Annotated in this window: 23 protein-coding genes, 1 tRNA gene and 1 pseudogene; 9 read left to right on the top strand and 16 right to left on the bottom strand. The window is 65.9% G+C overall.

Annotation, left to right across the window (positions count from 1 at the left end):
• Window positions 1-53: 53 nt before the first annotated feature.
• The 9 genes from CDOO_RS01760 to CDOO_RS01730 form a co-directional block, all read right to left on the bottom strand.
• Window positions 54-392, bottom strand: a complete 339-nt coding sequence (locus CDOO_RS01760; RefSeq protein ID WP_018021473.1) for a hypothetical protein — start codon at window positions 390-392, stop codon at window positions 54-56.
• The gene (locus tag CDOO_RS01755) at window positions 389-688 is read right to left on the bottom strand and encodes a hypothetical protein (RefSeq protein WP_018021474.1); all 300 of its coding nucleotides are present in this window, start codon (window positions 686-688) and stop codon (window positions 389-391) included. Before CDOO_RS01755 ends, CDOO_RS01760 begins: the two co-directional genes overlap by 4 nt.
• The gene (locus tag CDOO_RS13840; RefSeq protein ID WP_155861295.1) at window positions 675-899 is read right to left on the bottom strand and encodes a hypothetical protein; all 225 of its coding nucleotides are present in this window, start codon (window positions 897-899) and stop codon (window positions 675-677) included. The genes CDOO_RS01755 and CDOO_RS13840 overlap by 14 nt, the downstream gene beginning before the upstream one ends.
• A 20-nt stretch (window positions 900-919) precedes the next feature.
• Complete coding sequence (locus tag CDOO_RS01750) at window positions 920-1,144, bottom strand: hypothetical protein (RefSeq protein WP_018021476.1); 225 nt, start codon at window positions 1,142-1,144, stop codon at window positions 920-922.
• Complete coding sequence (locus CDOO_RS01745) at window positions 1,141-2,133, bottom strand: coiled-coil domain-containing protein (RefSeq protein WP_018021477.1); 993 nt, start codon at window positions 2,131-2,133, stop codon at window positions 1,141-1,143. The genes CDOO_RS01750 and CDOO_RS01745 overlap by 4 nt, the downstream gene beginning before the upstream one ends.
• Window positions 2,130-2,258 (bottom strand): hypothetical protein, encoded by a 129-nt coding sequence (locus CDOO_RS14435; RefSeq protein ID WP_018021478.1) that lies wholly within the window; start codon window positions 2,256-2,258, stop codon window positions 2,130-2,132. The genes CDOO_RS01745 and CDOO_RS14435 overlap by 4 nt, the downstream gene beginning before the upstream one ends.
• Window positions 2,259-2,271: 13 nt before the next feature.
• The gene (locus tag CDOO_RS01740; protein WP_018021479.1) at window positions 2,272-3,096 is read right to left on the bottom strand and encodes a BRO family protein; all 825 of its coding nucleotides are present in this window, start codon (window positions 3,094-3,096) and stop codon (window positions 2,272-2,274) included.
• Complete coding sequence (locus CDOO_RS01735; protein WP_018021480.1) at window positions 3,093-3,302, bottom strand: helix-turn-helix domain-containing protein; 210 nt, start codon at window positions 3,300-3,302, stop codon at window positions 3,093-3,095. The genes CDOO_RS01740 and CDOO_RS01735 overlap by 4 nt, the downstream gene beginning before the upstream one ends.
• Window positions 3,303-3,365: 63 nt before the next feature.
• Window positions 3,366-3,590: a hypothetical protein gene (locus CDOO_RS01730; protein ID WP_018021481.1), complete on the bottom strand. Its 225-nt coding sequence runs from the start codon at window positions 3,588-3,590 to the stop codon at window positions 3,366-3,368.
• 106 nt (window positions 3,591-3,696) lie between these two features.
• Here CDOO_RS01730 and CDOO_RS01725 point away from each other — a divergent pair, with 106 nt between their 5' ends.
• Window positions 3,697-3,915 carry a hypothetical protein gene (locus CDOO_RS01725; protein WP_018021482.1) on the top strand — a complete coding sequence of 73 codons (219 nt, stop codon included), beginning with the start codon at window positions 3,697-3,699 and terminating at the stop codon, window positions 3,913-3,915.
• A gap of 206 nt (window positions 3,916-4,121) precedes the next feature.
• Here CDOO_RS01725 and CDOO_RS01720 read toward each other — a convergent pair whose 3' ends face one another.
• Complete coding sequence (locus CDOO_RS01720) at window positions 4,122-4,349, bottom strand: helix-turn-helix domain-containing protein (RefSeq protein WP_018021483.1); 228 nt, start codon at window positions 4,347-4,349, stop codon at window positions 4,122-4,124.
• Between the two features lie 156 nt (window positions 4,350-4,505).
• Here CDOO_RS01720 and CDOO_RS13835 point away from each other — a divergent pair, with 156 nt between their 5' ends.
• The 5 genes from CDOO_RS13835 to CDOO_RS13510 all read left to right on the top strand — a co-directional run bounded on the left by CDOO_RS13835 (window position 4,506) and on the right by CDOO_RS13510 (window position 7,872).
• Complete coding sequence (locus tag CDOO_RS13835; RefSeq protein WP_155861296.1) at window positions 4,506-4,970, top strand: hypothetical protein; 465 nt, start codon at window positions 4,506-4,508, stop codon at window positions 4,968-4,970.
• Window positions 4,948-5,337, top strand: a complete 390-nt coding sequence (locus tag CDOO_RS01710) for an ImmA/IrrE family metallo-endopeptidase (protein ID WP_018021485.1) — start codon at window positions 4,948-4,950, stop codon at window positions 5,335-5,337. The genes CDOO_RS13835 and CDOO_RS01710 overlap by 23 nt, the downstream gene beginning before the upstream one ends.
• A gap of 101 nt (window positions 5,338-5,438) precedes the next feature.
• Window positions 5,439-5,816: a hypothetical protein gene (locus CDOO_RS01705; RefSeq protein ID WP_018021486.1), complete on the top strand. Its 378-nt coding sequence runs from the start codon at window positions 5,439-5,441 to the stop codon at window positions 5,814-5,816.
• Window positions 5,817-5,855: 39 nt separating this feature from the next.
• On the top strand, window positions 5,856-6,488 hold the full coding sequence (locus tag CDOO_RS14240; protein ID WP_245616234.1) for a hypothetical protein: 633 nt from the start codon (window positions 5,856-5,858) through the stop codon (window positions 6,486-6,488).
• Window positions 6,489-6,645: 157 nt separating this feature from the next.
• Window positions 6,646-7,872 (top strand): tyrosine-type recombinase/integrase, encoded by a 1,227-nt coding sequence (locus CDOO_RS13510; RefSeq protein WP_018021488.1) that lies wholly within the window; start codon window positions 6,646-6,648, stop codon window positions 7,870-7,872.
• Window positions 7,873-7,946: 74 nt separating this feature from the next.
• On the opposite strand, the gene CDOO_RS01690 is transcribed toward CDOO_RS13510, so the two are convergent.
• From CDOO_RS01690 to CDOO_RS01675, 4 genes are all read right to left on the bottom strand, one after another.
• Window positions 7,947-8,375, bottom strand: coding sequence for a hypothetical protein (locus tag CDOO_RS01690; protein ID WP_018021489.1), 429 nt, complete (start codon window positions 8,373-8,375; stop codon window positions 7,947-7,949).
• Window positions 8,368-8,928: an ImmA/IrrE family metallo-endopeptidase gene (locus tag CDOO_RS01685; protein ID WP_018021490.1), complete on the bottom strand. Its 561-nt coding sequence runs from the start codon at window positions 8,926-8,928 to the stop codon at window positions 8,368-8,370. The genes CDOO_RS01690 and CDOO_RS01685 overlap by 8 nt, the downstream gene beginning before the upstream one ends.
• Before the next feature lie 219 nt (window positions 8,929-9,147).
• A tRNA-Thr gene (locus CDOO_RS01680) sits at window positions 9,148-9,223 on the bottom strand.
• Window positions 9,224-9,285: 62 nt separating this feature from the next.
• Window positions 9,286-10,494 (bottom strand): DNA polymerase III subunit delta', encoded by a 1,209-nt coding sequence (locus CDOO_RS01675; RefSeq protein WP_245616233.1) that lies wholly within the window; start codon window positions 10,492-10,494, stop codon window positions 9,286-9,288.
• Between the two features lie 40 nt (window positions 10,495-10,534).
• Between CDOO_RS01675 and CDOO_RS01670 the strand changes: the two genes are divergently transcribed.
• The 3 genes and pseudogenes from CDOO_RS01670 (at window position 10,535) to CDOO_RS01660 (ending at window position 13,849) form a co-directional block, all read left to right on the top strand.
• Complete coding sequence (locus CDOO_RS01670; RefSeq protein ID WP_018021492.1) at window positions 10,535-12,061, top strand: adenylate/guanylate cyclase domain-containing protein; 1,527 nt, start codon at window positions 10,535-10,537, stop codon at window positions 12,059-12,061.
• Between the two features lie 47 nt (window positions 12,062-12,108).
• Window positions 12,109-12,725, top strand: a pseudogene (locus tag CDOO_RS01665) (YczE/YyaS/YitT family protein).
• Window positions 12,726-12,805: 80 nt separating this feature from the next.
• Window positions 12,806-13,849 (top strand): calcium:cation antiporter, encoded by a 1,044-nt coding sequence (locus CDOO_RS01660; protein WP_018021495.1) that lies wholly within the window; start codon window positions 12,806-12,808, stop codon window positions 13,847-13,849.
• Here the strand turns inward: CDOO_RS01660 and CDOO_RS13165 are convergent.
• A complete protein-coding gene (locus CDOO_RS13165) occupies window positions 13,830-14,486 on the bottom strand; it encodes a hypothetical protein (RefSeq protein ID WP_018021496.1) in 657 nt (218 codons plus the stop codon). The two genes, CDOO_RS01660 and CDOO_RS13165, sit on opposite strands and share 20 nt — an antisense overlap.
• The gene (locus CDOO_RS01650) at window positions 14,483-15,091 is read right to left on the bottom strand and encodes a flavodoxin family protein (RefSeq protein WP_018021497.1); all 609 of its coding nucleotides are present in this window, start codon (window positions 15,089-15,091) and stop codon (window positions 14,483-14,485) included. Before CDOO_RS01650 ends, CDOO_RS13165 begins: the two co-directional genes overlap by 4 nt.
• Between the last annotated feature and the right edge of the window lie 10 nt (window positions 15,092-15,101).

The following is a 15,101-nucleotide window of genomic DNA, read 5'->3' as shown; positions in this document are numbered from 1 at the left end:
GGGGGATCGGAGCGTCGTTGGTCGTTGTGGCCCACCTGATCGGCTGGCCGCACTCAGCGCACCGAGCCACGGACTTCTTCTGCCACGCCATCACGATCACCTCCCACCGGTACTGCGATCGCCCAGGCAATGAGCATTTCGAGTGCATCGGCCTGCTGTTTGTCGCCCGCGGCTGCGAGGAACTTCACCCAGGCGCGTGCGCCCGTAGTGGCGATGAACTCTCGACGCTTGATCCAACGGCGCGGCACGACGGCCATCTCGGCGGTGAACCGCATGCCGGCGATCACCGAGAACATGTCCCCCATCTCCAGGAGGCGGTTGCCGTGCTCGTCGACAGCCACGCCGACCTTTCGTCCACCGGCGGGCGGGCACGAGACGCGCTGGACCATCATGAGCGCTCACCTCTCGGGTGTCGGCGAGCTGCGAGATCGTCGAGGGCGGCGATCTGGTCGATCTGCTCCTCCCACTCCCCCACTGCCACGTCGATGACAGCGGCCAGGACGCCGAGGATGGCCGGTTCTGCCTGTTCCAGGAGCGTGCGGTGACGCGTCCAGCCCATCCCGTCCTCGGTGAGGGCGTCGATAACCTTCGTGACCATCTCGTGGACGGCGTCCTCGACCTTCTGCGGCGCCTTCGGAGAGACCAGGGGCGAGCCGTCGGTCAGGCGGGCAATGCTAGGCAACTGCACGGCGCACCTCCCGTCGATAAGGCTTCGGTGCAGACGTTCGTGCGAGACGCTCGGGATGGCTTCGCTTCAACACGTCGACGTAGCTGGCCTCGAGGTCGGCGACATCGCGGCGGAGCACGTCGACCTCGCGGCGTACCTGGTCGGCGACGCACAGCGCCAGGAGGGTGATGAGCAGTGAGGCGGCGACGATGGCGCAGAGAACAGTGATCATGGCGGGCATTGGCAGGTCTCCTAGTGGTCGTGGGAAAAGGTGGCGAACAAGGTGAGCAAGGTGTTGGCGTCGAAAAACCTGTCATCGACGACGCGGCCGCGGAGCTCGTTGACCAGGTCGTCGATCTCTGCCTCGGTCAGCGGGCGGTAGTACGCGCGGGCAGCCTCAGCAAGGTCAGCCCGGAGCGTCTCCTCGTAGAGGGTCGCGCCCTCGATGTACGGGTCCTGGGGATGGGACGTGATCACTTCTCCGCCTCCTTGCCCGGCGCGGTGGTGTCGGTGGTGGGGCGGTTGGTGAGTTGGGTGGTGGCTTCGCGGAGGGTGACGATGACGGCGTCGTCCTTTTCGAGGTCGTAGAGTCCGCCGGAGTTGGTGAGGGTGCGGATTGCGCGGGTTACCAGGGCCCGGGCTTTCTCGGCGGCGGCGTCGGGGACCGGGGCGGTGTTGCCCATGGGGCTCTGTTGGGCGTCGGCGAGTTGGCCGGTCAGGTCCTGGATCGTCTTCGCGTCGGCCTTGGCTTGTTTGGCGAGTTGCTTCTGCTCGCCGAGGGCGTCTGCGTGTTGTCGCTTGGCCTCGACGGCGTGCGTGCGGTGCTCCTCGGCGAGGCTTTCGGCCGCCTCGGCTGCGGCTCGGGCGTCGTCGAGCTCGGCTTCGACCGCGGCGAGTTTCTCGGCGAGGGTGTCTGCTCGGTCGGCGTGGTCGCCGCGGTTGGCAGCGGTGTCGGCCAGGTCTTTGCGGGCCTGGCTGAGGTCGAGCCGGGTGGCGTAGAGCGTGTTCTTGGCGGTTTCGAGTTCGCGGGTGCGCTCCTCGATCTGCTCCTGGAGCGCGATGATGTCCTCGCTGAGCTTCGTGTTCTCGGCGTCGCGCGCCTCGATGGCGGTGAACTGAGCGTCGACCTGTCGGTTGAGCGCGCCGATCTGATCCTCGAGCTCGGCGATGTTGGCAGCGTCCGCCGTGGCCTCGTCGGCGTTGGAGGTCCTCGCGAGTTCACCGCGGAGAGAGGCGACCTGGGATTCGAGTTCTTCGATGACTGCATCGGCGGCAGCGGCCGATGCGGTGATCTGTTCTCGGAGATCCTTCTTGTCCTCCAGGAGCCCTTTGTTGATGGACGCATAGTCCGCAGTGATTTTATGTGCGCCCTCGCGGATGAATTCGATCTCCCTCTCGTACCTGGCGGCGAGCTCACCGAGTAATGCGAGGTCACTGGACCGCTTAGGCCGGTAGTCGCTCGTCACAGCGCACCTCCGAGGAGAATGACGGCCAGGAGCACGAGGACGAGGGTGGCGTGCCAGTGCAGCGGGGCGTGGCCGGCCCACGTCGGCGGGGTGGCCGAGGGCCGGGTGGTGGTGAGGTTGTTCATGGGTCGTGCCTTTCTAGGAGTGATCAATGGCTTCGTCGGAGAGGTACAGCGCGGTCTGGTCGGACCCGCCGAGCGAGCGGTGCAGCTCACCCAGGCCCTTCGGGGTGATCCGGATCGTCGGCGCGGGTGCCTCGAATTCCTGCGTGCGTTCGTTGAGGAACGGGGCACTGAGTTTGTGCGCCAGGCGGCCGGTCTTGATGGCCTTGTCCTGGTACGCCTCCCAGTGCGCGCGGCGCCCCTCGCCGTGGCGGAAGATCCAGCCGAGAGCGTGCATATGGCGGAAGAGCCGGTCTCGTCCGATCTCGATCTCGGGATCGCGCGAGAGCGTCTTCGCCGCGGCGCTGACCGAGAAGTCGCCACCCGGCGCGGCGAGGTGGGTCCAGGAGCGGGCGGGTGCTTCGAGGCTGTTGGCCCGGGTCTCGGCGTGGGTGGCGCGCTCGCGTTCGTGCTTGAGGTCGGTTGCGAGTTTGATCAGGGTGTCGGGGTCGGTGAGGATCTGCTCGACGGTGGGCTGGGTGAGGTATGCGCCGTGGCGGCGGATGGCAGGGAGTACTTCGCGGGTGATCCACCGCTTGAAGTCCTTCGCCTCGGGCCGACGGCTGCGGAGGATGCAGGAGTACAGGCCGGATTCGGTGATGGTGGTCATCTCCTGGTCTCCGGAGGGGGTGCGGATAGTATCCGTACCCCGCTCGTCCTCGTCGAGGGAGCGCACCATGTCGTGCGTGCGTCCGAGACCGAGGACGGCTGCGACGTCCGCGGCGACCCAGCGGGGCTCGTCGGCCCCGCCGGCGACGCGGACTGCGTTGCCGTGGAAGTCGAACTTCTGTAGTTCGGTCATCGGATTTCCTCCATTCGGACGAAGCGGGTGATCTCGGATTCGGGGATGAGGCGCTTGACGCCTCTGCTCCCGGCGCGGCGGCGGCCGGAGCGGATTTCTCCGCGGCGGCAGAACTGGTTGATGGACCATTCGGAGTAGCCGGTTGCTGCTGCGAATTCCTTGACGGTGACCATCGGCTCGATGTCGAGGACTCTGGCGGTGGTCATCGGCGGCGCCTCCCCTGGTAGATGTGTGCGCCGATCAGCCAGCGCGCAATGCGAACTCGTGCTCTACGCATTGGTGGCCTCCGGTGCGGGTGCCGAGCAGCGGACGTCGCTGATCTGGTCGTAGGCCACGTGGATGGTCTGCTGGCCGATGCCGAAGATCGTTCCCTTGCAGATCACTGCGGCTGTCGTGACGCCGATGATCTCCAACTGGTGGTCGGATCCAGTGATCACGGCGGTGTCCCAGCCGGCCGGGAATGCGGCGGCGACGGTTTCTCTGTTAAACTTCACGGTGAATTCCTTTTGGTATCGGCCCGCGTCTGTTGCACCAGACGCGGGTTTTCGTTGTGGTTCACTTCCTGTAGCGCGGTCAGCGCTGGAAAGGAGGTGATGAAGAATGGAAACGGAACCAGTTTGGGAACCGAACATCCCGGGTGAGGCCTTGGAGTCGCTGCAGTTGTCACATCTTTGGATGGAGACGGTTAAGCAGCGTGGTGGTGCAGACGGGAAGATTCAGCCGATGACAGCAGCTGAGGATGTCCCTCTGATCGGTCAGATGATCAATGTGATCGCCAACCTCGAGAAGCGGATCATCGAACTCGAGGAAGCCGAGTAGTTCGCTTGGTGGAGCGGGTCGGGATAGGCCCCAGCCCGCTCCCCTTGAGCATGTCGTTGACGTCGTGGACGGTCAGCGTGCGGCGGTTGGCAGCTCGGCGGCGCTGGTAGTCCCGGGCGCAGTACGTCGCAATAGCGATGAGGCCAATCGAGTTGAGCCAGTTGTGCAAGAGAGTCATGGGATCACTTTCGTGGTGCTCAGCGTGGTCAAGCCGAGAGCGTTTCGGGGATCTTGGAGATCGCGGCGTCGAACCTGGTGATTCGGGCGGCGTCGGCGATCTTCATGAGAGTGGGGAGTGAGGGAGTTCTCCCGGCGCGGAGGCCGGCGATCGTGCCGGCGGTCAGACCGAGATGGTGGGCGAGCTGTTCGTCGCTCGTTAGTTCGTTTTCTTCGCGGATCTTGTTGAGGATCTGTGGGCGGATTGCGAGTTTCATGCGACAGTCACCTCCTGAGCGTTTCGCACTGCGCTACCCACTTTAGTCAGCTTTGAGCGATTTAGTCAACGCGAATTGCAAAGACGTGATTCTTCCGCAGGTCACTGCTATTGTTTCAACTTGCACAGCGGCCCATCGTTGCGCATAATGGGCAGCATGGAACACACCGAATGGTTCAACGTCCTGACGAGCAACGCTTCTGGCCTCGAGGCCTCGAGGCGGGCCGGGATTACCACGTCAACGCTCAACCGACAGCTCAGCCGGAATGCCCTTTCTGCAGAGAGCGTCATCCACCTCGCGCGGGCCTACGGTGCGAACCCGACAGAAGCTCTCGCGGCGACCGGCTACCTCACTTCAGAAGAAGTCGTGGGCGCATCACCCGAAGCGCTGGCGGAGCTGCTCTCAGATCGCGCCCTGATCCGCGCCGTCGCTCGGCGCATCGATGCGGATCCCGCGGCGTGGTTCGGCACCTTCGGAGAGCTCGCCGACGAGGACCCGGACGCCAACGTCCACCAACTTCACCCCGCAGATACCCCCGGTGTCCACGACCTCAAGTACGTTGCCGATTCATCACCAGACGAACCCGAGGAGGGCGATGATGACTATCACGACGGCCCCTGACGAATGGACCATCCGACTCGGCCTCGTCGTCCTCACCCACGAGGGCGGGGAGAAAGGCCGGCGCTACCCCGGCGGGGTCATCACCCTGCGCAGCGACCTCGGCCCCATCGCGCGGCGCTGCACCCTCATGCATGAAATCGGCCACGTCATCCACGACGATGAGCCCGGCACTCCAGCCTGGCGAGACGCGCGCCAGGAGAAGCGGGCCGACGAATGGGCAGTGACGCAACTCGTTTCGTGCGAAGATTACGCAACCGCTGAAAACCTCGTCGGCTCGTCGGAAGGCGCACTCGCCAGAGAACTCGGCATCACCACGCACCTGCTCCGCGTCTGGCGGGGGCTACACGAAAGAAGGACAGCAGCATGACCGCTAGTCGAGACAATTACCCCACGGGCAACCCAGCCCAGAATGCTCGCCAATCTCGCAACTCCAACTCGACAGGCTCCCAGGTTGCTGGATGCGGATGCATGCTCATAATCATCTTCATCCTCTTCGGCGCATGCAGTGCGATGCGCGGGGAAGACGAAGAGAAATCGGAAACTCCCCCGGCTACTTCGTCCGCCAACTCGACAGCTGAAGACACCAGCGACATTTTGGGATGGTCACGGGCGGAAGCGAGAAACGCCTGCCACGACAAAGTCGAAGACCAGCTAAGGGCTCCCGGCACCGCCAACTTCGAGGGCCTGTTCGAGGCGGACATCTCCAAGACGTCGAACAGCTGGTCAGTGGGCGGCTACGTCGACGCCGAGAACGCTTATGGTGGCGAAGTACGGACCGACTACACCTGCACAGTTACTCCGACAAGCGAATCCCACGCTTCCGTAGAAGTATCACTATCCAGCTAAAGTCCCTTCCCCGCGGGACCTACACGAACGGAAACCTTCATGAGCACCATCCCATCACATGACAACGAACCCCAAAAGTCCCCTAAGCCCTGGTACAAGCGGTGGTGGGGGATCGCCCTCATTGTTCTCGTAGCCTTCTTTCTCTTCGGCGGGATCCTCAACGCCCTCGGCTTCGAAGGCGACACCACCGACACAGCAGCCGGCGAGCAGACAACTACCAACGCTCCCGAGGAGTCCACGTCGGCGACAGAGCAGCCCTCTTCAGACCCCGCGACGTCCGCTTCTCCGGAGCCTGAGTCGACAACCTCGGAAGCGCCAGCGAGTTCCGAGCGCCCGACGCCGGCAGCCGCAGTGCGGCACGAACGATGCGTCGACGATGACGGCACTGCCGAGATGGTCACCGGCATTCTCAACGATCCCGGCATGACGATCAAGAACCCCCAGCTGATCAAGGACGGCAACGATACGTGGATCGGCGCCGGCCTCGTTGACGGCACCGGCAGAGACGAGTCCCGGTCCGACGTGTGGCTGCTGCGGGATGGCACCCTCTACGCCGTCTCCGGAGGCGCGCGGAACAACTCCTCGGCCGCACAGGCCGCGGGCGTCAGCATGGCGGACGACCTCCCCGCTGGTGTCGACAGGTGCGTCGTCGCCGAGTCCATGGGGTTCTAGCCAAAACGAAAGAGATCCCCGCCGCGCAGGTCCGGGAAGACAGCGCGCGACGGGGATCAATATCAGCCGGCCTCATGCCCTCCGGGGGAAGGGCGGGCCCAGCTCACGCCTGACCACCCTCGGGGGGAGAGGCGATCAGACACCAAGGAGACTACCAGTGGCACGAGTAAAAGACCTCTGGACGAAAGCCAACCCCGACAGGCAATCACGAAAGACCCGAGTCCACTCCGCGCGGTGGGGCACCGGCAAACGATGGGCCGTCGTCTGGACTGAGAACGGCCGCGAAGTCCAGGAGAGCTTCACCACCCGCGACGCCGCCGAGGCCTACCGCGCCCGCGTCGAAGTCGGCCAAGTCGACGGCACCTGGATCACCAAGGACAAGCGCGACATCACGCTCGCTGACCTCTGGGAGCCGTGGATCGCCTCAAAGGCCGAGCGCTCGAAGAAGACCGTCGACGGCTACAGGTCTGCGTGGAAACACATCGAGCCCGTCTGGGGGAACACCCCGGCCTGCGAGATCGAGCGCACCACCATCGCGGCCTGGCTGCCCACCCTGCAGGCGCGCGGCCAGGCCCGGGGCACGGGCACCCCGGCATCGGCGGCGAGACCGCTGGGCGCCGCCTCCCGTCGCAAGGTCGGCATCATCATCAACGCCCTCATGGACTTAGCCGTCGACCAGGGCATCATCCACAAGAACCCCATCCGCTCCGAGGACATCCCCCGCCAGGAGAAGTCCGAGCGCCGCTACCTCAAAGTCCACGAGATCGACGCCCTGCTCGCCGCGGCGCCACACGAATCCGCGCGCCTGCTCGTCCTCGTCCTCTTGATGACCGGGATCCGACCCGGCGAAGCGAAGGGACTCAAGGTCAAGGATCTCGACCCTGACCGCCGGCGGCTGGCCATCCGGCGCGATGTCGACGCGCTCGGCAACATCGACACGACCAAGGACGGCCGCCACCGCGACGTGCCCGTGGGCGGGGATCTGCTCCTGGGCCTCGAGGACGACGCAGAGAACCGCGGGCTCGAGGACTGGCTCCTGCCGGACGAGCGCGGCAACGTGTGGACGGAGGCCCGCTGGCGCGCGGTCTGGTCGAAGATGACCGCGGCGGCCGGCATTGAGGGCATCGACACCTACACGCTCAAGCACACCGCCGCGTCCGTAGCCATCGCCTCCGGAGCCGATGTCAAGACCGTGCAGCGAATGCTCGGCCACCGCACCGCGGCGATGACCCTCGACGTTTACGGCCACCTGTGGGACGACCACCTCGACGCACTACCCGGCGCGATGGAGGCTCACCTCGAAGCGGAGCGGCGGCAGGATCGAGCGAAAGAGGACCGGCGGGCGGAGCGACGAAGAAGAAGGAGCCTGCGGGCGGTTGAATAGTCGATGACACAACTTTTCAAGGTCCTAGGACTGCGCGCCCCGCGGAATAGGAAGCGGAGCAGGGCCTGCCTTCATCAGCCATTCCATCCCGCCCCCTTTTCGGGGAAGAGATAGCGTGTGACGACTAGTGCCAGGCCAACGACCTCGGCGGTACTGGTGGTGAGGAACGCGATCATGACGGCGCTGTCAGGAATTCTCTTCGCGCCGAAGCTAATCGCGACATACAGAAAGAAGCCGAGGTTCATGATCAATACCTGGGCTACGACGAGCGCGGTAGCTGCGGGACCAATGAACCCCTTCAGCTTGTGGTCTAGCTCGTGGTCGTCATAAACCAGTTGCTCGGTCGCTTCACTGATGCTTCGGAGAGCCTCGGTTGGCTTAGCTTCCGCCTTTTCAACCCGGCTGTCGATCAAGAGGTCACTGACTCTCTTGTCTAGGAAATCCTTTGAGAATCGTACTGATGGCTTTCCGTAGCGAACCTCACCATCTTCGGCGTCAGTCATTCAGCCGGAGGTTCCTGAGCCGATGCTGCATCGCTAGCTGAGACACCCCAAAGAACCCATGGAGTCGAGCGCGGGCCATTCCCGCCGCGACCAATTGACGGACCGCAAACTCTGGCATGAGGAGGCTTGCCGCGAACTCGTTGGCAAATAACTCATGAGGATCGGTTCCCTCCTTGGACAGAGCGTCTCTTCGCCGGTCTACCTGTAGCCGTTCTCCGTCTTCAACGAGATGCCCGAGCTCATGCGCGGTCGTGAAACGCTGGCGCGCAGGCGACGAATCGGTGTCAACATAGATTTGGGCACCGTATCCATCACGCGGGGGGACCATGAAGCCATCAAGGTCTTCCTTCAAATCCCCGATGAATACTTCCGCACCGTACTCCTGTGCGAGCCGAACAGGATCGACTGGGAATTTATCCAGATCCCAGTAGACATCCAACACTTGGCCAGCCGCGTCACGAGCACGCCTCTTGATGTCCTGGATCTGCTCATACGGGAGGCCGGGGCGTCGCATTTCCTGTTGTTCCTCGGGCGCGTTCATTGGCGTGCTCATGGTCCCCTCCCTCCTTCGAGTATTGCTTTTTCTGAAGTCTATCGTGTTTATGCCTCATCGCTACTTCGACACGATGGCCCTCCGCTGGCGACGCGTTCCGGATCCGTTCCGGATTGGTTCCGCAATAGAACCAACGACCTGCAACAACTCCCAACAACTCGGGATCCCCTAGAACGCAGAGAAACCCCAGCCAGAACATAGTTCCAGCTGGGGTTTTGGTGGAGCCGCCTGCGAGAATCGAACTCGCGACCTTCTCATTACGAGTGAGACGCTCTACCGACTGAGCTAAGGCGGCGCGGTACGTGCATACCAGGGAAATACCTTAGCGCACCACCGCGGGGCCGGGAAACACGCTGGTCAGCGGACCTTGAGCGCCTTGCGGATCCGGCCGATCATGCCGTCCAGGGCAAGCTGCGGGGCGACAAACCCGATGAGGCGCTCGCGGCATTCCCGGATCGCCTCCTGCGCCTGCACGAAGGCGTCCAGGTCGCCGCGCTGGGCCAGCTCTCTGGCCAGCGGCTCGAAGTCGGGGTGGGTGAGTTCGACCTCGGCACCCGAGGAGACGAGCATGGCGTCGCGGTAGATGCCGGCGAAGTCCACCAGCGCCAGGTCGAGGATGTCGGTCCGCGCGCGGGTGCGGCGCTGTTTCTGCTCCTTCTGCAGGTCCGAGAGCGCGCCGGCGCTCCCGCGGGCGGCCTTCTGCGCCCCCTTGCCCTTGGCACCCATGCCCAGGGAGTCCTCGAGTTTCTTCAGCTCGCGTTCGTCGATGACGTCGTAGGTCTCCTTGATCTCCTTGTCCACCGTCTTCATCAGGGAGTTCACCGCCTGGAAGGCCTGGTCGCCGTGGAAGATGAGCTCCGCGAGGTTGATCGCCTGCGCCCGCCTGCTCTGCATGATGGGCATGGAGACGAGCTTGCGGGCCCGGCCGATGTGGTGCAGCGACGACGTCGCCGCCAGCCGCGCGTCCCCCTCGCTGGCGCCCATCTCCTCGGTGAGCAGGCGCACAATGCGGTCGGTGGAGGGGCTGGGGATGTAGAGGTGGCGACACCGCGAGCGCAGCGTGGGGATGAAGTCCTCGGGCGCCAGTGACGGCGCGCAGAGGATGATCACGGTGTGGGCGGGGGGCTCCTCGATGGTCTTCAGCAGGGTGTTGGCGGCGTCGTCGCGAAGCCGGTCGGCGTCCTCGATGACGATGACCCGCCAGCGGGAGATGGTGGGCAGGGAGTGCGCGGTGGGGATGATGGTGTCGCGCACGAGGTCGATGCCGATGACGTTGCCCTCGGGAACGATGTGGGCGACATCGGTGTGGGCGTCGGCGAGCACATCCACGCAGGCCTGGCAGTGCCCGCAGCCCAGCTCACCCTCGGTGGTGCACACCAACGCCTGGGCGAAGGCCAGGGCGACGACGCTGCGGCCCGAGCCCGGAGGTCCGGTGAAGACCCAGGAGTGGGTCATGGCGTAGCGGTCGGCGTCGGGAAGCCCCTGTGCGGCGGCGGCCGCCGAGAGGATGGTCTCGCGCACCTTCGGCATGTCGCTGAGTCGTTCGGCCACGCTTGTCGTTCTCACCCGACTGAGCCTAATGCCCCTCGGGTTAGAATCGACGACCATGGAGAGATTACTGAGAGGGCTGAAGTGGCTCTGGGGCACGTCGTGGCCCCTGTACGCCACGCTCGTTCTCAGTTCGAACCTGGCCGGGGCAATCGCCATCATGCTCTTCACGCGCTATCTGCTCCCCCTGCCGGGGCTGGACGATCTGGCCATCGGCTGGGCCCACCTCACCGTGATCGGGGTGGTCTACGTCGGGTTCGCGGTGATCATCGCCGTGGTGGCCACGCTCCTGCTGTTTCGCCCCGTCCTGGACTGGCAGCGCGACCCGGACCAGCACGACCCGAACATGGTGCGTTACCTGGTCATGCGCATCCCCGTCTACCAGGCCGTCGTGTGTGCGGTGGTGTGGGCGATCGGCATCGCCATCGCCGTGGCGCTCACCGCGCGCTCCAGTTGGCGCACCGCGCTGGCCGTGGGCATCACGCTGGCCATGGCCACGGCCGTGGTCTCGCTGCTGACCTACCTGCAGGCGGAGCGCATGGTGCGCCCCGTCGCGGCCGAGGCCCTGGCGCGCCGGTTCGAGGACGCGACCCTGGAGCCGCCGATCCGGCAGCGTCTCAGCATCACCTGGGTGATGACCACGGCGATGCCCGTGCTGGGCATCGTCCTGGTCCTGCTCGGGCAGTGGACCGGGTTCTTCTCGGACGACGCCGCCGACCTCATCCCCGCGATCCTCGCCCTGGCCGTGACGGCCCTGTTCACCGGTTACGCGGGCACGAGCCTGTCCACGGCGAGTGTCACCGATCCCATCCACGAGCTGCAGGAGGCCATCAATCAGGTGCGCCGCGGGCAGTCCGACGCCCAGGTGGACATCTACGACGGCTCGGAGATGGGTGTGCTCCAGGCCGGATTCAACGAGATGATGCGTGGGCTGCGCGAGCGTCAGCGCGTGCGGGACATCTTCGGCCACTACGTCGGCACCGAGGTCGCCGAGCGCGCGCTGGAGGAGAAACCCCGCCTCGGCGGCGAGGACCGCAAGGTCGCTGTCCTGTTCATCGACGTCATCGGCTCGACCAACTTCGCGGTCAACCACTCCCCGGAGGAGGTCGTGGAGGAGCTCAACAAGTTCTTCAACGTCGTGGTCGATGTCGTGCACCGCAACAAGGGCATCATCAACAAGTTCCAGGGCGACGCCGCGCTGGCGATCTTCGGCGCGCCGCTCAACGTCACCGACGCCACGTCCTGGGCACTCTCCGCCGCCCGCGAGCTGCGTCTCGAGCTCCGTGACCTGCGTCTGCAGGCCGGCATCGGGGTCGCCGCGGGCCACGTCGTCGCAGGCAACATCGGCAGCGAGGACCGCTTCGAGTACACCGTGATCGGCGACGCCGTGAACCTGGCGGCGCGCCTGACGGAGCTGGCCAAGGACACCCCGGGCCGGGTGCTCACCAACGCCGCGACCCTGCGCGGGGCCAACGAAGCCGAGCAGGCGCGCTGGACCACGCTGAAGTCCATCGAGCTGCGCGGCCGCGGGACCATGACCCAGCTGGCCCGTCCCGTCCGGGCGACGCTGGCGGACCGTTCGTGATCAACCAGGCACTGCGCCTGTTTGTCCTGCTCGTCGGCCTCTCCGTCATGTCGGCGGGCATCGCGCTGTCGGTGCACAGCCGGCTGGGCACGACCCCGATCTCGACGTTTCCCTGGTCCTCGGCTACATCTTCTCGCTGAGCGTCGGCACGATGACCATCATCGTCAACCTCACCTTCGTGCTCGCGCAGATCCTCATCCGCGGTCGTCGCTTCCAGCCGGTGCAGCTCTTCCAGATCCCCGTCGGCTTTGTGTTCGGCTCGCTTATCGACGTCGCCATGCACCTCACCGCCGGTGCCACCACCGACAACTACCTGCTCCAGTGGCTGGTGGCGCTCGCCGGGATCATTCTCATGGCCCTGGGCATCGCGCTGCAGATCACCGCGCGCACCGTCACCCTCGCGGGCGAGGGCATCGTGCTGGCCATCAGCGACGAGCTGCTGCGCCGTTCCGGGGGCAACCCGCGGTACGTCTTCGGCAACGTGAAGGTGGTCAATGACGTCACGCTGGTGCTCACCTCGGTGGTGCTCTCCCTGGTCTTTCTCGGCGAGCTCGCGGGCGTGCGTGAGGGCACCGTGGCGGCCTCGCTGCTCATCGGGCCGCTGGTCAAACGGCTGCTGCCCGTGCTCGCGCCGCTGGGCCGCCGGGTGCTGGGCAACTCGTGATACCTTAAAAATCTCGGCCCCGGGACGACCCGGTGCCCGCACTGACGCTCGGGGACGGCCCCTCCTGACAAGGACGTGACATGCCTCCCCTCGTTCCCCTTCTCGCCGGCTGGCTGGGTTTCGCCGCCTTCACCGTGCTCTCCCCCGCCTCACCGCACTGGCTGGTGCCCGTCATCGCCGTGATCTTCGTGGCCGCGCTCGGTGTGCTTCATCACGCGGAGAAGCTGGCGCACCTGCTCGGCGACCCGCTGGGCACGCTGGTGCTCACGCTGTCGATCGTCGGCATGGAGGTCACCCTGCTGGCCGCGGTGCTGTTCGGCCCGGGCGAGCACGACACGGTGGCACGCGACTCCACCATGGCGGCGGCGATACTCTTTCTCGGTTTGTTCCTCGGGGCGGCGGTGCTCATGGGCACCCTGCGCCACGGCACCCTCACGTTCAACGAACGCGGGGTCTCCGCCTACCTCACCATGCTCATCGTCTTCGGAGCGCTGACCTTCGCCCTACCCGGGCTCATCGGGGTGGACGGTTCTTTCACCGGGCCCCAGGCGGTGGTGGTCATCGTGCTCACCGCGGGCGCGTACGCCTTTTTCCTCTGGCGGCAGATGACGGGCCAGGCGGAGGACTTCCGGGAGGTCGTGCCGGTGGAGCAGGGTGACCAGACCTCGTCCGGCCCGGCCTGGCGCCACGCGGTGCTGCTGCTGCTCACCGCCGCGCCGATCGTGCTGCTCAGCCACGACATGGCCACGCTTCTCGACACCGCCCTCACCCGCGTCTCCGCCCCGGCAGCGCTGTCGGGGATGGCCGTGGCCACCATCGTCATGCTCCCCGAGGGCATCACCACCCTGCGTGCCGCCTGGAACGGGGAGATCCAGCGGGTATACAACCTCACCTACGGAGCGATGGTCTCCGTGGTCGGGCTGACCGTACCCACCGTGCTCACCATCGGCCTGCTCACCGGACAACGCATCGTCTTCGCCGAGTCCGCGGTCAACCTCATGCTGCTCGCGGTCCTGGCTCTGCTGGCCGTCGCCGTGCTCGCGGGGCGGAGGGTGACGCCGTTGCATGGGCTCGCCCACCTCGTGCTCGGGGCGGTGTACCTGCTCAGCGTGTTTTCCGGGTGATCCCGTCGACCAGCAACATCTGACCCACCAGGCTGAGGCTGACGGCAGCGGCGCTGACCAGGGTGTTTCCCCGCAGTAGCGTCGCCCGCAGCAGGTTCAGCCCCTCCGCGGCAAACAGGAGGTTCGCCCCGTGGCTGGTGCCGGGGGTGGTTGTGCGCGGATCATTCGCCGAGGCACCGGCCCAGGCGAGCGGCAGGCCGCCGGCGAGGGTGGCCAAGGCGACGTGGCGGTTTTTCGCCGCCGACAGACCCAGACCGCCAGCGACCAGCCCGGCGCGGACGGCGAACCCGGGCCAGTTGCGGCCGTCCAGTGCCGCCGCGTAACCGAGATACTGTGCGGCGGCGGCCGCAGCAGCAGTGACGTTGGCCGCCTCGGGCGTGCGCGCGCGGATCAGCTGGGCGGCGGTCCCGCCGGCCAGTGCCCCGGTCAGCGGGGCGTTGCCGGCGCGCAGCGCGGTGCCGGCCAGCATGGGCAGCGCCAGCGGCTCGGCCACCGCGAGGACACGCTGCCAGCCGAGGACCCGGGACAGCAGGGTGAGATCGTGCGCCGCGAGGAACACGGTGCGCTCGGGTTCGCGGGTGGCCACCAGGACGGAGTCGACCAGTGCCCGGGCGCCGGCCAGCGTGCGTTCGATCATGCCGGGTACTTGTTCCCTGCCAGCAGCCCCGCGAGGTGGGCCGCGTTGCGGGCGGCGGTGGCGGTGGTCTCGGCAACGACCTCCGGAACCTCGTCGAGGTCCTTGTAGACGACATCACCCATCGCCTCTCCGACCCAGTAGGTTCCGCCCTGGGCTGGGATGGTGAACCCGACGTCGTTAAGCGCTTGCATCATGTCCGCCGTGACGTTGTGGGCACCGTCCTCGTTGCCCACGACCGCGACGAGCGCGACCTTGCCGAACATCGTCGGGCGACCGTCCGCGCCGGTCTTGGAGGATTCGGCGTCGATGCGCTCGGTGACCATGCTGGCCACGCTGGCCGGGTGGCCCATCCAGATGGGGGTGGACAACACGAGGATGTCGGCGGCGAGGATCTTCTCGCGGATCTCCGGCCACCCGTCGCCGTCACCCATGTCGGTGTCGGTGCCGAAGTGGACGTCATGGTCCGCGACCCGGATAGGGTCCTCGACGGTGACGCCGTTCTTGGCCAGCTCTGCCAGGACATGCTTGGCCATGAGCTCACTGCTGGATTCCTCGGTCGACGACTTCAACGAACAACTCAGGGCTACGGCGCTCAGGTTCGACATGGGGGCTACC

Source organism: Corynebacterium doosanense CAU 212 = DSM 45436 (assembly GCF_000767055.1).
GTDB lineage: Bacteria > Actinomycetota > Actinomycetes > Mycobacteriales > Mycobacteriaceae > Corynebacterium > Corynebacterium doosanense.
Note: the sequence above shows the minus strand (reverse complement) of the source record. Positions and strands in the feature narration are given on the sequence as shown.

Coding starts and splice junctions, on each gene's coding strand:
- CDOO_RS01760 (WP_018021473.1), bottom strand. CDS start 392: ATGATGGTCCAGCGCGTCTCGTGCCCGCCCGCCGGTGGACGAAAGGTC.
- CDOO_RS13840 (WP_155861295.1), bottom strand. CDS start 899: ATGATCACTGTTCTCTGCGCCATCGTCGCCGCCTCACTGCTCATCACC.
- CDOO_RS14435 (WP_018021478.1), bottom strand. CDS start 2,258: ATGAACAACCTCACCACCACCCGGCCCTCGGCCACCCCGCCGACGTGG.
- CDOO_RS01740 (WP_018021479.1), bottom strand. CDS start 3,096: ATGACCGAACTACAGAAGTTCGACTTCCACGGCAACGCAGTCCGCGTC.
- CDOO_RS01735 (WP_018021480.1), bottom strand. CDS start 3,302: ATGACCACCGCCAGAGTCCTCGACATCGAGCCGATGGTCACCGTCAAG.
- CDOO_RS01725 (WP_018021482.1), top strand. CDS start 3,697: ATGGAAACGGAACCAGTTTGGGAACCGAACATCCCGGGTGAGGCCTTG.
- CDOO_RS01720 (WP_018021483.1), bottom strand. CDS start 4,349: ATGAAACTCGCAATCCGCCCACAGATCCTCAACAAGATCCGCGAAGAA.
- CDOO_RS13835 (WP_155861296.1), top strand. CDS start 4,506: ATGGAACACACCGAATGGTTCAACGTCCTGACGAGCAACGCTTCTGGC.
- CDOO_RS01710 (WP_018021485.1), top strand. CDS start 4,948: ATGACTATCACGACGGCCCCTGACGAATGGACCATCCGACTCGGCCTC.
- CDOO_RS01705 (WP_018021486.1), top strand. CDS start 5,439: ATGCTCATAATCATCTTCATCCTCTTCGGCGCATGCAGTGCGATGCGC.
- CDOO_RS14240 (WP_245616234.1), top strand. CDS start 5,856: ATGAGCACCATCCCATCACATGACAACGAACCCCAAAAGTCCCCTAAG.
- CDOO_RS01690 (WP_018021489.1), bottom strand. CDS start 8,375: ATGACTGACGCCGAAGATGGTGAGGTTCGCTACGGAAAGCCATCAGTA.
- CDOO_RS01685 (WP_018021490.1), bottom strand. CDS start 8,928: ATGAGCACGCCAATGAACGCGCCCGAGGAACAACAGGAAATGCGACGC.
- CDOO_RS01670 (WP_018021492.1), top strand. CDS start 10,535: ATGGAGAGATTACTGAGAGGGCTGAAGTGGCTCTGGGGCACGTCGTGG.
- CDOO_RS01660 (WP_018021495.1), top strand. CDS start 12,806: ATGCCTCCCCTCGTTCCCCTTCTCGCCGGCTGGCTGGGTTTCGCCGCC.
- CDOO_RS13165 (WP_018021496.1), bottom strand. CDS start 14,486: ATGATCGAACGCACGCTGGCCGGCGCCCGGGCACTGGTCGACTCCGTC.
- CDOO_RS01650 (WP_018021497.1), bottom strand. CDS start 15,091: ATGTCGAACCTGAGCGCCGTAGCCCTGAGTTGTTCGTTGAAGTCGTCG.